We start from the raw sequence: 14,792 nt of genomic DNA on the forward strand, positions 1-14,792 counted from the left end.
GTGTTCAAGCCACACCTCCGGAAGCCAGCGCACGCAGCGGAGACGACAATGGTTCAACAGGGAGGATGCGACCGTCGGTGTCCATCATGCCGAGACTGTCGAGCCAAGCGCCGAACTCGGGCGCGGGGCGCAGACCGAGAACTCTTCGTGCATAGAGCGCGTCGTGGTAGGCGAGGCTCTGGTAGCCCAGCATGATGTCGTCGGCACCGGGCACGGTGATGACGAACGGACAACCCGCGGCGGCGAGCAGAGTGAGGAGTGTGTCCATATCGTCTTGGTCGGATTCCGCGTGGTTGGTGTAGCAAACGTCCACGCCCATGGGGAGACCGAGCAGTTTTCCGGTGAAGTGGTCCTCCAGTCCGGCGCGGATGATTTGCTTTCCGTCGTAGAGGTATTCGGGTCCGATGAAGCCGACAACGGTATTGATCAACAGCGGGTCGAGGTCTCGCGCGATGGCGTAGGCGCGGGTTTCCAAGGTCTGCTGGTCGACTGGTCTGCCGCCGACACCCAAGTGCGCCCCCGCCGAAAGCGCAGAGCCCTGACCGGTTTCCAGGTACATGACATTCTCACCGACGGTGCCGCGCCGTAGTGCGCGCCCGGCCTCGTTGGCTTCGCGCAGCAGCGAAATATTCACGCCGAAACCTGAATTCGCCCCCTCGGTGCCGGCGATGGACTGGAACACCAGGTCCACCGGCGCGCCCGCTTCAATGAGTCCCAGCGTGGTGGTCACGTGCGCGAGCACACACGATTGGGTGGGAATGTCGAAGCGCTGCCGCACCTCGTCGAGTAGGTGCAGCAGGTCCGTGGTGGCCTTCGGCGAGTCGGTCGCGGGATTGATGCCGATGACCGCGTCACCGCAGCCCAGCAACAGCCCGTCCAGAACCGCGGCGGCAATGCCATGCGGATCGTCGGTGGGATGGTTGGGTTGCAGCCGGGTGGCCAGCGTGCCGGGCAGGCCGATCGTGGTCCGGAATCCGCTGCGCACGCGCACGGCGCTCGCCACAGCGATCAGATCCTGATTGCGCATGAGTTTGCTGACAGCCGCCACCATTTCGGGGGTGAGTCCGGGTGCGACCGCCGCCAGCGTGTCGGCGGCGTACTGCTCGGCCGCCACGGTGAGCAGCCAGTCACGCAGCCCGCCCACGGTCAGATGCGAAATCGGTTGGAACGCGGCGCGATCGTGGGTATCGATGATCAGCCTGGTGACCTCGTCGGTCTCGTACGGCACCACAGGATCGTTCAGGAAGGTGGTGAGCGGCACCTCGGCCAGGGTCCACTGGGCCGCAGCGCGTTCGGCGTCGGAATGCGCCGCGCATCCGGCGAGTTCGTCGCCGCTGCGCCGGGGTGTGGCCTTCGCGAGCAGATCGATCAGACCGTCGAAGGTATAGGTCGTCCCGCCGATTCGCTGGTGGTACACGGTCATAGAGGTTTCCTTTTCAGCGCGGACAGTCGCCGCTCGGAAAACCGATAGTCAGCACCGTGTATTTCTGCAATGTAACCGACGCCTACCTGCCGCGTTAATACACGTAACGCCGCCTGACCCGCTCCGAATCGTTTGCTACCTCGCGCCGATGCCGTCGCGGAAGAAGTCGCCGAGCTGCTCGCCGAACGGCTTGGCGATCTGGGTGTGGTAGTCGTTCCAGCCCTCTTGCTGTGCCTGCTGCAGGTAATCGGGCAGCGGTCGGTGCAGTTCTTCGCTGACGGCCTGGTCGTGCAGTCGGCTCATCACCTCGCGCAGGCTCCCGCCCGCCGCGGCGGTGTTGTCCAGTTCGAGTTCACCACCGCGGGTCGAGTAGTCGTAGAGCTCGTATTCCTCCTCGAGCGACGGGTCGATCTCCGCGGAGCCCTGCACCCAGTGCGAATAGCGGACGTACTTCGCGTCGGCGGTCCGGACGGCCACCACATGGCCGGGTGCGTTGTGGTCGAACAGCACCGCGGCTTCCTCGATGGAGTGTTCGTCGGTGGTGTGCACGATCCAGGGCCGCCCCGGCGCGCGCGGGTCGCGGCAGACCGCGGCGATGTCGTGTCTGCCTCCCAGATGGGCGTAGCGGTTGTCGCCGCGCCAGCCGTTGCCGCCCGCGCCGATGGTCAGGAGCAGCGGGGCGAGGTCGACGCTGGAGGTCAGCTGGGTGCGGGTGCCGGCTGCCGGAGTGAGGTCACCGCGCGGGTCGTAGACGAACAGCGGCACCCGGATGGCCTCGTCGTAGGCCCCGCCGCCCTTGCCGTGCAGGCCGTGGGAGCCGGCGTAGTCACCGTGATCGGAGGTGAACACCACCACGGTATTGGCCGCCACCTCCGGACGGGTCGCCAGTTCCGTCAGTACCCGGCCGATCTGGATGTCTACCTGCTGCTGGAACCACAGGTAGAGATTGAGCAGGTCGATCCACTCCTGGTCGGCGTCGGGCGTGCCGTACGGGGCGACGCCGAAGGTCGCCGCCGACACCTGCACCAGGGCCATCTGCAACCGAGGCTTGCGCGAGAGTTGTTCGAGGGTCTCGTGATTGGCGGGCAGGGTGTCGATCCAGCGCGGAATGTTGTTGAACGCCAAGGTGCGCCGGGTCCAGCGCGGCCACCACTGGACATCGTGCGGGTTGACCAGCGACACCGTCGTGCACCAGGGGCCTTGGCCCGCATCGGTATTGAACCAGTCGACGAACTGGTCGACGATCCGGCCGTCCATCTGCAGGCCCTGCTCGGGCGTGCCGTTGGGCGAGGGGTAGGTGCCGCCGTCGAAGCCGTGACGCGCCAACCCGCCCGGCGTCGTGTCGGCGTCGTGGCCCAAGTGCCATTTGCCCCACCACGAGGTGCGGTAACCCTGTTCGCGCAGCATCGATCCCCAGGTCGGGAAGCTCGGCGACAGCTGCGAGGTCGAGGTCGACAGACAGCCGGTCTGATGTGAGTACAGGCCGGTCACCAGCGCGCCGCGGGAGGGCGTGCAGTCGTTGGCGGCGGTGTAGTGCTGTTCGAACGAGACCGACTTGGCGCGCAATCCGGCGATGTTCGGCAGGATGGTGTCGAGCACGGCCTGGTCCGGGAACCACATGGGGGTCCGCATCTCGTCGACGATGACGACGAGAATATTCGGCTTGTCGGGGTGAATGTCCATCCGCGGCTCGGCGGATGCGCTCGGGCTCCCGGTGGCCATGGCAGCGGTCGCCATGGCGGCGGTCGCCGCCGCTCCGCTACCGAAGAACCCACGCCTGCTGATCGACACGTGCCCTACTGCCTTTCGGTCGGGTGCTGAGAAGAAGCGTCCATGAAGTGGTTCACCACCGATGCGAGCCGAGGACCGCTGTCCTCCTGTAGAAAATGTCCAGCGCCCTCGATCACCGTGTGCGGTTGACCGGCCGCTCCGGGAATCTTGCGCTGGAAGATCTTCTCGCCGCCGGCGGTGATCGGGTCGCCATCGGAGAAAGCGGTGAGAAACGGTTTGTCGAAGCGGGCCAGCTGCTCCCAGGCCCGGCGGTTCGCCGCGGCGGCCGGATCGTCGGGCCGGGTCGGGACCAGTAGGGGGAAGGCGCGGGCACCGGCCTTGTAGCTCTCATCGGGAAACGGAGCGTCGTAGGCGGCCACCGCCTCGGGGGAAAGATTTGTCCGGCAACCATTTTCGATAATGGCACCGACCGGGAACTGCGGCGTCTCCTGGGAGAACCGCTGCCAGGCGAGAAAGGCGTCGGTCAGCTTTGCCGTTCCGTCGGGAAGTCCGGTGTTGGCCGTGACCACCCTGGCGAAGCGATCGGGATGTTCGGCGACGAGCCGCAGCCCGATCAGACCGCCCCAGTCCTGGCAGACCAGCGTGATGGACGCGAGATCCAGGTGGTCGAAGAGCGCTTCGCGCAGCCATTCGACGTGGCGAGCATAGGTGTAGTCGGCTCGGTCGACGGGCTTGTCGCTGCGGCCGAAGCCGATCAGATCCGGCGCGACACACCGCCGGCCCGCCGCGACGAGCACCGGAACCATGCTGCGGTAGAGGAAACTCCAGGACGGCTCGCCGTGCAGCAGCACGACGACTTCGCCGTCTCGCGGGCCTTCGTCGAGATAGTGCACCCGCAGGCGGGTGTCGCCGCCGTCACCGGCCGCAACCTCGACATAGTGCGGCGGGAACGGAAAGTCGGGCAGGCCGGCAAACCGTTCCTCGGGCGTGCGCAGTGCGTGCATGGTCCCGACCCTAAATGTTCTTGCATCATGAGTGCAACTTTTTCTCCGGCTTGTTAAGGTGATCCGCGATGGATGGACGCACCGCTCGGGCGGCAAGGAACCGTCAGGCGGTGCTCGATGCCGTGCTGGCGCTCACCGAAGAAGGCAATCTGCAGCCGACCGCACGGGCCGTGGCCGAGCGGGCCGGAGTCGCGACCAGGTCGGTGTTCCATCACTTCACCGACCTCGAGTCGTTGTATGTCGACGCCGCGCAGACGCAAATGGAGCGACACTGGCTCCCCCTGCTCCGACCGGTGACCGGCGATCCGGGTCATCGCATCGAGACCCTGGTCGAATTGCGCGCCGAACTGTACGAGCGCATTTCGGGCACCCGCCGCGCCGCCGTGCTGCGTGAGCACGAATCCGTCTTCCTCGCCGAGCGTTTACACGAAAGCCGCGCCGCCCTGCGCGCCCACCTGCGCGCCAACCTCCCCGAACTCGAGCGCCTCGACCGCCCCGCCCGCGAGGCCGCCTACGCCGCCGCTTCATGGGAGACCTGGGACATACTCCGCCGCCATCAAGGCCTCTCCGCGGAGGCCGCCCGAGCCGCCGTCGGCGCTACCCTTACCGCCCTGCTCGCCCCCGCACCGACCACTACCGACGGAACCCAGAAGTAGGAGCTACCGCGGTCAGGCTCGTCGACCAGGATGATCTACAACGGTCCTGACCGCAGCGCCCCATGAGACTCCTACGGCCTTCGGGGCCTTCAGCAGTGATACCGGTCGATGGAATGGGTGTCAGACAGGTGTGATGTCCGAGATGAGCCATTGGTCGGCGACTTTCGTCATGATCACTCGAACCCGGCTGCCATCCAGGCGTGGTCCCTGGTACTTGGTGCTGGTGGTCTCCTGATCGAGGAACAGCAACAGCCTGACCTTGCCCGGGTCGGCCGCTACCACGGACGTGCCGACGACTTTCGCGTGCGTGATGATCGAATCACGGTGTGCCGCAGGCACGATGACCCGCGAGCCGAGCTGAGCGAAATCCGCTCGGAACGGGCCGGTGAGATTGTCTGTGGCGGAGGCGAATTCACTGTCCACGGTATTGAAGTCATAGGACAGCACCCGAGGAATACGCGACTCCGCGGAATCCTTGGCCGCCTGCCCGGCGGCAACCGTCGCGCGATGATCAGCCGCACTGCGTTCCAACAGCATCGTGGCTGTTGCCAACGCGACCAACAGGATTCCCAGCACGGCAAAGGTGGCGACAGTGGCGCGGGGGCTCAGGGTCGATGCGCGCTGAAGCCAACCGCGTGGACCGCGCGGTACCGGCCTGACGGGCGCGGACTCCACACCGGTCGGAGCGGCGGTGTCGGACTCGGGTTCGTTGTCATCGCTGGAGCCGATGGCGCCGGTGGTATCGGTGCTGCTGGTGGTCATGCGACGAACTCCACGTTCGAGACGAGCCATCGACCGTCGTTGTGGTCGAGGGTCATCTTCATGCGGTAGACCCGCTGCTGCCCCTCGGGAGCTTCGGTGTTCTTGACCACGGAAGTGACCGCGGTCAGCACCGTGGCATGGTCATCGTCGATCGCGACGATGCCGGATTCCTTGATCTCGCCGGTGGATTCGACCTGACCGCTCTGCAGCACCGACGCGAAGTTGCCGGAGATCTTGTCCCACTGGTCGCGGAACGATCCCGTCGAATCGGCCGCGATCGTGTCGAGATTCTGCTTCGCCGAGGTGTGGTTGAGTGAGACCAACTGAACTGCGATTCGACGGGCGGTGTCCGCAACGGCCTGGTCGCGGTTGTCGTCGCGCTGGTTATCGCGGACTTCGAGCGCGAGGTGCACACTCACCACACCCAGCGTCAGCACCGCGATGGTGAGCGCGATGATCGCCCACGCTCGCCACCGTGGACCCGGCGGATTCAGCGAATTCACCGACTCGGTACTGGATTCCACCTCGAATGGGGTCGCGACCTCAGCTACTTGATCAGTAGTGACTGCCATCCCTGGTACTCCTTTCCTTGGGTGGCGAACTGGGCTGATTGCCCCAGGACGTAGGTGAGACCGTCGGGTCCCCGGAACGTTCCATCTCCTTCGGCGTAGGGGGCGGTCACGGCCGCCGCCGGAGTGTCCGGAGCCCGCAGCGGAGCCGCGGCCGGAATCTGCGGCGGTGCCGCACCAGGAGCGGGCGGTGCCGCGGCGGGAACCGGTTCGCCGGGACGGGCCAGCATCTCCGGCCAGGTAGAGGGCAACCCGCCGGGGCAGTTCGCGACATCGGCGGTACGGACGGCCGGATCGGTAGCACACGGCACGTTTCGAGCGCCTCGCGCGACCTTCGGATTGTCCGGCGCGACTTTGCAATAGTTGTCGCGCGGGACTTCAGCCGGGCTGGTATCCGACGGGTCGCGCCGCTGGGTGGCTTGATACCCCTCGGTGCACGGCGGCGGGTTGAGTGTGTCGCCCAGTTTGACATCCAGCGCCGCCGCCGGCGCCCGCAAATCGTCGTCGGTCTGAAATCCAGCGCCCACGACGCTGTAGGCAGTGGCCGTCGCAAGGGCTGGATAGACGACGAGGATCTGGCGCAGTTGCGGCACATTGACCCGAAGTACCTGACCGACGGTCTGCAGATCCGCCAGCAGCACCGGCAGTGGTGTGGTCAGGTCGGCGAGTGTGCCCGTGACGGTGTCGGCGGCGAGCGGCCCCTGATCCAGAATGTCGCGAACCTGGGCGTCGTTGCGCACGAGCTGTTCGGTGAAGGATGCGAGATCACGTGTCGCGGCGGGGATCTCGGTACGCACCGAGTTCCCGGTCCGGAGCAACGGCTCCGCGTCGTCGAGTAGCGCGATGGTCGGGCCGATATCGGCTTGCGCGAGATCGAGCAACTCGGCCGAGGACTCGATCAGCGATGCCAGCGCCGGCCCGGTGCCATTGACCGCCTGGTAGGTCTCGTCGAGCGCGGTGCGCAGGGAATCGGTGGATACGCTGCGCAGCAACATCTGTGTCTTGTCGAGCACCTGCCCCGTCGGAATCGGCACGGTGGTCTTCGTGCGGCGGATGACGGCTCGGTCCTCGAGATAGGGACCGTGGTCCTCGGACGGAACAAGATCCACGTACTGCTCACCGATGGCGGACATGCTCTTGATCGCGGCCGCGGCACTCGCCGGGATATTCCGGCCGTGACGCAACTGCATCCGAACCAGGACGGAACCGGAGTCCAGGTCCACACCGCTGACCCGGCCGACCTCGACGCCGCGGTAGGTGACCACCGCGGACTCGTAGATCCCACCCGCGTCGGCGAACTCGGCTGTCACCGTATACGTTCCGAGCCCGGTGACACGCTGGACGCTCACGTAGTGGATCGAACCGTAGACCAGGCTGACCACCGCGAGAATCGCGAAGACGATCAGCTGACCCCTGACCAATCGGGTTTTCATCACCGTCCCCCGTTCTGGTCGCCGGTAGCCGGTGCGGGCAGGGTCGGCGCGACCAATGGATCCACCGCCCGGTTCGACATCGGCACCAGGTCCTTGAACGGGATGCTGCCGATGATCTTCTTGTCGATGGCCTCCACACTGAGGTCGAGGGTGAGGAACAGGTTGACGTAGTCACCCTTGATGGCTTTGTCGGCAACGGTGACCGGGAACGGGAAGGTCAGGCCGACGAGCAGCGCGCCGGTCAAATCCGAACCGGCAGCGGCGAGTTGGGTCAACGCTGGTTCCAGGCTGTGCAGGTCGGCGGTGAGGTCGGCCCGGCTGGAACGCAGCACCTGAGCGGCTCGGTCGCCGAAGTTGCCGACGCTGTCGAGCATGGTGACAAGTTGTGCCTTCTGATCATCGAGAATGGCCAGCGCCGGCTGGATCTGTTCGATGCCGGTGCGGAGTGTGTCCTTCTGGTCGGCGAGTTCCCGGGAGAACGCGTCGAGACTGTCGATCGCGCGCACGATGCTGTCGCGTTGGACATCGAGCCCGTTGACGAATGTCGCGATTCGCTCGAAGGACTTGTTGATCGCACCTTCCCGACCGCCGAACGCACCGTTCAGCTCGGTCATGATGGTCCGGATCTGTTGCAGCCCACTGCCATTGAGAACCAGCGACAGCGCGGCGAGCACCTCTTCGGTCGCGGGGTATTCCGCACTGGCGGCGAGGGGAATCACATCGCCATCGCGTAGTTGCCGATTTGTCCTGCCGTCCTTCGGGGTGGTCAGCTCGAGATACTGAGCGCCGAGCACACTGGTCTGCGCCAGTTGGGCTTTCACATCGGCGCGCAGGTGGACGTTGTTGTCGATCTCGACGGTCGCCACCGCGATGTTGTCGTGCACCGCGATCGAGGTGATCGTGCCGACGGCGACGTTATCGGCTTTGACGAACGAGTTGCCGACCAGATTCTGGATGTCTCGCAGTTCCACCCGCACGGTGTACGAGCCGTTGTGGATCGAGTTGCCCGGCAGCGGAATCGAATTGGCTCCATTGAACCGGCAGCCAGCGGACAGTAGCGCGCTGAGCAGCAGTACGCCGCCGGCCCGCAGTGCTGTCGAGGGTTTCATCGTCCTGCTCCTGGAATGAGTAGCTCGGTGAGCCCGGGAATGGCTGGCAGACCGGGAATACCGGGAGCCGCCGCGGCGGGACCGGGCGCGGACCCCGAACTGCCCATTGCCGCACGCGCGGCGGCACCGAAGAGGTCGCCGAAGTGTGCGCTGGCGCGCGAGCATTCCTCCTGTGGCGCATCGACAGTGGTGAGCAGCGCGCAGATCAGCGACATGGGGTCGGGGAAGTCCGGAAGTGCGACGTTGCCGGTCAACGAGTTCGATTGGGGGTCGTAGATGTTGTAGAGGTTGTCTACAACTGTCGGCGCGAGATGCAGGATCTGGGCGAGGTCGTCCGCACGGTTCACCAGCAGCGAGGTAATGCGCGTGAGCGATGCGACGTCTTTGTTGAGCGCGTCGCGGTTGTCGGCGACGAAGCTGCGGATCTCCGGCAGCATCGCCTGCATCGACTGCAATGCCGCGTCCAGCTGAGTGCGGTTGTCGTTCAACAGATTCGACACTCCGGCAAGCTGGTTGACGAACATCCGAACCTGACCGTCGTTGGCCGCGAGCGCGGACACGACGGCTTGCAGGTTGCGTATCGTCCCGAACAGATCGGGACCGCCATCGGCAAGGGTCCGCATGGCCTGCGACAGGTTCATCAAGGTGTTGTTGAGGGTTGCGCCGTTGCCGCCCAGGGCTTTGGCGGTGGCATCGGTGAACCGGGTCAATGTGCCGGTGGGGTCGCCGTCCTTGGGGCCGAGTTGATCGGCGAGGTCGGTGACCTGCCGCTTGATCTGGTCGTATTCGACGGGCACCGCGGTGCGCTCGAGTGGAATCACCGCTCCGTCCCGAAGTTCCGGCTCCGTCCCGTGCTTCGGCATGAGCTGGATGTAGCGGCCCGACACCAGCGTCGGTGCAACGATCACCGCGTGCGTGTCGGCGCTGACCGGATGCGACGAGTCGAAGTGCATGGTGATGCGGACGCGGTCACCGATCGGTGTGATGTCGTCGATTTCGCCGACCGGAACGCCACGGATCGTCACCCGGTCACCGGGATAGACGCCGACCGAGTTGGTGAAGTACGCGGTAACCCGCACCGTGGCGGCCCGGGCCAGCCAGGGTGTGGCGCCGACAGCGATGACCGCCAAGGCGATCAGGACGGCGAGAATCCGTCCGGGCAAGGGTACGCGGGACAGGCTCGCGCGCAATGCTGTCATCGGTGACTGTCTCCTCCGGGGCTTCCCGGCTGTTGTCCGTTGAGATTCGCGGGAGTGATGTTGTGCAGCAGTGCCCCGAAGAACGGCCCGCTGGCAACCGCCTCGCCGAGCTGGGTGAGGTAGGGCCGCAACCCGAGGATGGCGGCGTTCAGATTGTCGTAATTGGTGTTGAGCAGTCCTAGAACTCGATCTACCTCGGCAAGCATCGGAGCGGTAGTGCCCTTGTTATCCCGGGCCAGTCCGTGCAGTTCGTCGCTGACCGCACGGACATTGGCCAGCAGCGTACGGATCATTGCGGCGCGGTCGTTGAGCGCGGCGAACAGCGATCCGCCGTCGGTCATCAGTGCGGTGAGGTTCTGGTTGCGTTCGGCGAGGATGCCGGTGACCGAATTGGCGTGGGCCAGCAGATCCCGCAAGGCACCGTCGCGGGAGGCGATGGTGGCCGACAGCCGCGAGACACCATCCAAGGACGAGCGCAGATTGTCCGGGAGAGTATCGAGCACGCGCGACACACTGTCGACCGCATCGGCGAGCTGCTTCTTGTCGGTGCCTGCCAACCGGCTGGTCAACTGGTTCAGTGATTCGGTGATGTCGTAGCCAGAGGTGGTGTGGTCCAACGGAATCCGGTCACCGATGCCACCGTCACCGTCCGGACGCAGCTCCACGAACCGGCGTCCGAGAGCGGTTTCGACCTTGATCGCCGCAGTAGTTCGCCTGCCGAGGGTTCGACCGTGCGTGTCGACCCGCATCGCGATATCGACGTGGTCGTCGGTCAGCGTAATGTGTTCGATCCTGCCGACTTCGATACCCGAAATCTGCACGGCATCACCAGGTTTCAATCCGCTGGCATCCGCGAATTCGGCCACCATCGACTTCGCGCCGGGCCATCCTGGGATGCTCTCGTAGTTGAACGCCAGGACGAGCAGCGCGAGGACGACACCGGTGCCGATGAGACTCATCCGGACCGGGTTGCGTTCCGAGAACGGTTTCATGGCTTGCACCTTTCGGCGGGCGCGGTGAACATCGGCGTGTCCTGATGGCCGCCGCCGATCGCCGGGTAACGAATCGCGAGTCCGCAGACGAACCAGTTCACGAAACTTCCGTAACTACCGACGCGGGTGATCAGCGGGTACGTCGTGGGCAGCTTGGACAGCAGCAGCGCCAGCGTGTCCGAATCCGCGTTGAGATTGCCGGCCAACTGCTGTAGTTCGGTGATGTCGCCGGCAATAGCGGGCCGGTTGTCCGTGAGAATCTGCGCCACCTCGGCCGTGCCCGCGTCGATCCGCTCCAGGCCCGTGATGAGGGTGGCGCGGTCGTTGTCGAGGCCGCTGACCAGCGACTGCAGGTTGACGACCAGTTTGTCGAATTGATCACCGGTCTGATGGATCGCACCCAACGCGGTATCGAGCCTCGCAATGGTCTCGCCGATGACCTGGTCGCGGTCGGCCAGCGAATTGCCGAGTGTGCCGATCTGTTCCACCAGTGCGGCGATGTTCTGTTCCTGGCCGTTGAGCACGGCGATCAGCGACCCGGACAATTTATTGGTCTGGTCCGGGTCGAGACCTTGCAGCAGGGGTTTGAACCCGTTGACGAGGCTATCGATGTCGAGGGCAGGTTTGGTTTGCGCCGCCGGAATTGGATCGTGCTCGGATCTGATACCGGAACCGTCCGGCTTGACGGTGACCTCGAGGTAGCGGTCGCCGATGAGGTTCTTGTATTTGATGGCGACGGTGGAACTCTGGAGCACATCGATGTCACGGGAGACGGTGAACGCGACCTCGATCAGCTTGTCGTGCGCGAATGCCACCGACTTCACCTTGCCGACCGGGACACCGGCGAGCTTCACATCGTCACCGGACTTCATGCCCGAGGCCGAGGTGAACAGCGCACGGTAGCTGCGTGTGGGGACGAAGCGCAGGTCACCTACGACCACGACGAGCACGGCGGTGATGATCGAGGTGATCGTCAGGAAGATCACGAGCTTGATTCCGGAGTGACGGGCGTTCATCGGGTGAGTCCGTAGATCAGTGCGGCGAATGGGTTGCCGAGCAGGTCTTCGGGTGCCCGTACCGGACCGTAAACTGTGGTGCCGGTGTTGAAGTCGGTGTGGCCGGGGGGTGTGCTGCCGGGCCCGTACGGGTATCCGAAGCAGCTCGGCGGGTTGTCGGCACCGTTCACGGGGAGGTCTTTCTGGTAGGTGTACGGCGGGTCGCCCATCAGGATCGTGCCGAGGGCGTTCAGGCCGGGCCTGCCGCCGCCGAATGCCCGCTCGAGATACTTTCGGTCTTGGTTGAGGGCGGACAGGAAACACGGGAACGACGGCGACTGCTCGGCGAGCAGCCGAGTGGTCGGTTCCAGTGCCTCGACGGCACCGATAAGTGGTGTGGCCGAGGAGTCCAGGAACTTCTCGCCGGTATTGCCGAAGTTGGTGAAGGAGAGCAGGAATGCGCTCAGGCTCGCCTGCTTCTCGACGATGGTGTTGCTGGTAGTCGACAGATTCCGCATCGTGGTCAGGAAATCGGGTGTGGCCGCGGCGAAGGTATCCAGATTGTCGGCGAGCAACGGAACATCGCGCTGTAACACCGGGATCGAGTCGTTGAACTGTCCGAGGTACCGATCCAGGGCGACCATCAGGTCACCGAAGCGGCCGCCATGCCCGTCGAGTGCGGTGCTGAGCGCGGTAAGGGTGGCGTTCACCTTCTGCGGCTCAACGGTTTTCAGCACTGTCAGCAGCGCCTGGAAGATGTCGTTGATCTCGACGGTCACCTTCGAGCCGTCGATCACCGAGCCGGCGGACAGGTTCGCCGAGACCGGTTGCTCGGGCCACATCAGGGTGACGAACTTGCGCCCGAACAGTGTGGTCGGCGTGATTTCGGCGCCGACATTGGCCGGAATCTGTTGCGCCAGGCCGGGATTCAGATCGAGGGTCAGCTTCGCCCGCTCGTTGTCGAGGTCGACCGCGCTGACCCTTCCGATAACGACGCCGTGCACCTTGACGTCCGACCCTGGCGCCATCAACAACCCGGCCCGGTCGGCATACATATAGACGCGCATACTCGCGACGAACGTCCCACTGCAGGACGCGACGGCGCCGGATACGGCAAGAACGAACGCGGCCAGCGCGCTGATGCCGAGCAGAAGTGCGCGACGACGGGAGACCTCGAGCTTCATCCGGACACCCGCACAGTGGAGTGGATACCGCCGTAGACGGCGATGCCGATGATCAGGTCGATGATCATGATCGAGATGAGCGAAGTGCGCACCGCGCGACCGACGGCGATACCGACACCGGCGGGGCCGCCGGAGGCGTGATAACCGTGATAGCAGTGCACGGACATGATGACCAACGAGAACGCCACCACCTTGACCAGCGACCACAGCACGTCGCCCGGCACGAGGAAGATATTGAAGTAGTGCGTGTAGGTGCCCTGGGATTGATCGGAGAGCACAATGCTGACGAATTCGGTTGAGGCGTATCCCATGAACAGCGCGATGCCGTACAGCGGCACGATAGCGATGAGGCCGGCGAGAATTCGAGTGGTCACCAGGTACGGAACGGCGGGTATCGACATCACCTCGAGCGCGTCGATTTCCTCGCTGACCCGCATCGCCCCGAGCTGCGCGGTGAAGCCGGCGCCGACCGTCGCGGTGAGCGCGACGCCGGCGACCACCGGGATGGCCTCGCGGGTGTTGAAAAAGGCGGAGATGAACCCGGACATCGCCTCCATGCCGACCCGGCCCAGTGAGTCACTTCCCTGCTGTCCGACCTCGTATCCTGCTGCGGCGGTGAGGAATCCGACGATCACGACGGTGCCGCCGATCACCGCGAGCGCACCGGTGCCCAAGCTGACCTCGGCAATGAGGCGGACGACCTCGCGACGATAGCGGCCGAGCGTCCGCGGAATCCAGCCGATGCTGTGCAGATGGAACGAGAGCTGATCGCCGAGTCCGACGACGCCGTGTACCGGGCTCGCCGCAGCCCGAACGGCTTTGCGTCCCAATGATTTCCGACTAAGCGCCGCTACGGCACCGTATTCGCTAGTGGTCATTTCGTTGATCCGTTCAGCGCAGCGACAGGGTGGTGATAACGGAGTTGGCGAGGAATAGCAGGACAAAGCTGAAGACGACGGTTTGGTTCACCGCGTCGCCGACGCCCTTTGGGCCGCCCTTCGCGTGCAGCCCCAAATGACAGGCGACCAGTGCGGCGAGCAGCCCGAAAACACCGGCCTTGAGCTCGCTGATCAACAGGTCGGGGATCCCGGTGAGGATCGGGATCGCGGTGATGAACTGCCCCGGAGTCGCACCCTGCAGGAACACGGCATAGAGGTATCCGCCGGTGAGGCCGACCGCGGTCACCAAGCCGTTCAGGAAGAGCGCGACCACCGTGGAAGCGAGCACCCGCGGCACGGCCAGCCGCTGCAGCGGGTCGATGCCGAGCACTCGCATCGCATCGATCTCCTCGCGGATGGTGCGTGAACCCAGATCGGCGCAGATCGCGGTGGCACCGCACCCCGCGACCACCAGCACCGTGGCCACCGGGCCGATCTCGCGGATGACGGCCAAGCCCGCGCCTGCACCGGACAGATCGATGGCGCCGACCTCGTTGAGCAGCACATTGATCTGGAAGATCACCATGACGCAGAACGGAATCGCGATCAGCAGGGTGGGCACAATCGAGACGCTGGCGATGAACCACGCCTGGTCGATGAATTCGCGCAGCTGAAAAGGGCGGCGTGGGACCATCCGCAAGGTGTCCAGTGTGGTGCCGTAGAACTGCCCCACCGCCCGTGGGGCGATCTTCGCCTTCGCCAGCATCGTGTCCCAGCGCGTCTGCGATGACGTCTCAACGGACGCAGAGCTGTTCACCGTCATCGAGCCTTTCCGCTCCGACTGTGGTCGATCGACC

The 14,792-nt window shown here is 65.0% G+C and carries 14 protein-coding genes; 1 reads left to right on the forward strand and 13 read right to left on the reverse strand.

What is annotated here, in order from left to right:
- Positions 1-4 precede the first annotated feature (4 nt).
- From ACWEO2_RS39140 to ACWEO2_RS39150, 3 genes are all read right to left on the reverse strand, one after another.
- Positions 5-1,423 (reverse strand): ethanolamine ammonia-lyase subunit EutB, encoded by a 1,419-nt coding sequence (locus ACWEO2_RS39140; protein WP_452409979.1) that lies wholly within the window; start codon positions 1,421-1,423, stop codon positions 5-7.
- Between the two features lie 135 nt (positions 1,424-1,558).
- The gene (locus tag ACWEO2_RS39145; protein ID WP_452410014.1) at positions 1,559-3,160 is read right to left on the reverse strand and encodes a sulfatase-like hydrolase/transferase; all 1,602 of its coding nucleotides are present in this window, start codon (positions 3,158-3,160) and stop codon (positions 1,559-1,561) included.
- 59 nt (positions 3,161-3,219) lie between these two features.
- Positions 3,220-4,158 carry a haloalkane dehalogenase gene (locus ACWEO2_RS39150; RefSeq protein ID WP_452409980.1) on the reverse strand — a complete coding sequence of 313 codons (939 nt, stop codon included), beginning with the start codon at positions 4,156-4,158 and terminating at the stop codon, positions 3,220-3,222.
- Between the two features lie 68 nt (positions 4,159-4,226).
- On the opposite strand from ACWEO2_RS39150, the gene ACWEO2_RS39155 reads away from it, so the two are divergent.
- Entirely contained in the window at positions 4,227-4,814 is a 588-nt protein-coding gene (locus ACWEO2_RS39155; RefSeq protein WP_452409981.1) for a TetR/AcrR family transcriptional regulator, read from the forward strand.
- Between the two features lie 120 nt (positions 4,815-4,934).
- Here ACWEO2_RS39155 and ACWEO2_RS39160 read toward each other — a convergent pair whose 3' ends face one another.
- Genes ACWEO2_RS39160 through ACWEO2_RS39205 form a run of 10 tightly spaced genes read right to left on the reverse strand, consistent with a single transcriptional unit; the run spans position 4,935 to position 14,701 of the window.
- Entirely contained in the window at positions 4,935-5,576 is a 642-nt protein-coding gene (locus ACWEO2_RS39160; protein WP_452409982.1) for a hypothetical protein, read from the reverse strand.
- A complete protein-coding gene (locus ACWEO2_RS39165; RefSeq protein ID WP_452409983.1) occupies positions 5,573-6,148 on the reverse strand; it encodes a hypothetical protein in 576 nt (191 codons plus the stop codon). Before ACWEO2_RS39165 ends, ACWEO2_RS39160 begins: the two co-directional genes overlap by 4 nt.
- Positions 6,124-7,578: an MCE family protein gene (locus ACWEO2_RS39170; protein WP_452409984.1), complete on the reverse strand. Its 1,455-nt coding sequence runs from the start codon at positions 7,576-7,578 to the stop codon at positions 6,124-6,126. The genes ACWEO2_RS39165 and ACWEO2_RS39170 overlap by 25 nt, the downstream gene beginning before the upstream one ends.
- Positions 7,578-8,687, reverse strand: coding sequence for an MCE family protein (locus tag ACWEO2_RS39175; protein WP_452409985.1), 1,110 nt, complete (start codon positions 8,685-8,687; stop codon positions 7,578-7,580). The genes ACWEO2_RS39170 and ACWEO2_RS39175 overlap by 1 nt, the downstream gene beginning before the upstream one ends.
- The gene (locus ACWEO2_RS39180) at positions 8,684-9,886 is read right to left on the reverse strand and encodes an MCE family protein (protein ID WP_452409986.1); all 1,203 of its coding nucleotides are present in this window, start codon (positions 9,884-9,886) and stop codon (positions 8,684-8,686) included. Before ACWEO2_RS39180 ends, ACWEO2_RS39175 begins: the two co-directional genes overlap by 4 nt.
- Complete coding sequence (locus ACWEO2_RS39185; protein WP_452409987.1) at positions 9,883-10,878, reverse strand: MCE family protein; 996 nt, start codon at positions 10,876-10,878, stop codon at positions 9,883-9,885. The genes ACWEO2_RS39180 and ACWEO2_RS39185 overlap by 4 nt, the downstream gene beginning before the upstream one ends.
- Positions 10,875-11,894: an MCE family protein gene (locus ACWEO2_RS39190; RefSeq protein WP_452409988.1), complete on the reverse strand. Its 1,020-nt coding sequence runs from the start codon at positions 11,892-11,894 to the stop codon at positions 10,875-10,877. Before ACWEO2_RS39190 ends, ACWEO2_RS39185 begins: the two co-directional genes overlap by 4 nt.
- Positions 11,891-13,057: an MCE family protein gene (locus ACWEO2_RS39195; RefSeq protein WP_452409989.1), complete on the reverse strand. Its 1,167-nt coding sequence runs from the start codon at positions 13,055-13,057 to the stop codon at positions 11,891-11,893. The genes ACWEO2_RS39190 and ACWEO2_RS39195 overlap by 4 nt, the downstream gene beginning before the upstream one ends.
- Positions 13,054-13,935: an MlaE family ABC transporter permease gene (locus tag ACWEO2_RS39200; RefSeq protein ID WP_452409990.1), complete on the reverse strand. Its 882-nt coding sequence runs from the start codon at positions 13,933-13,935 to the stop codon at positions 13,054-13,056. The genes ACWEO2_RS39195 and ACWEO2_RS39200 overlap by 4 nt, the downstream gene beginning before the upstream one ends.
- Positions 13,936-13,948: 13 nt before the next feature.
- A complete protein-coding gene (locus ACWEO2_RS39205) occupies positions 13,949-14,701 on the reverse strand; it encodes an MlaE family ABC transporter permease (protein ID WP_354957960.1) in 753 nt (250 codons plus the stop codon).
- Positions 14,702-14,792 lie beyond the last annotated feature (91 nt).

It is taken from the genome of Nocardia sp. NPDC004278 (assembly GCF_053602975.1).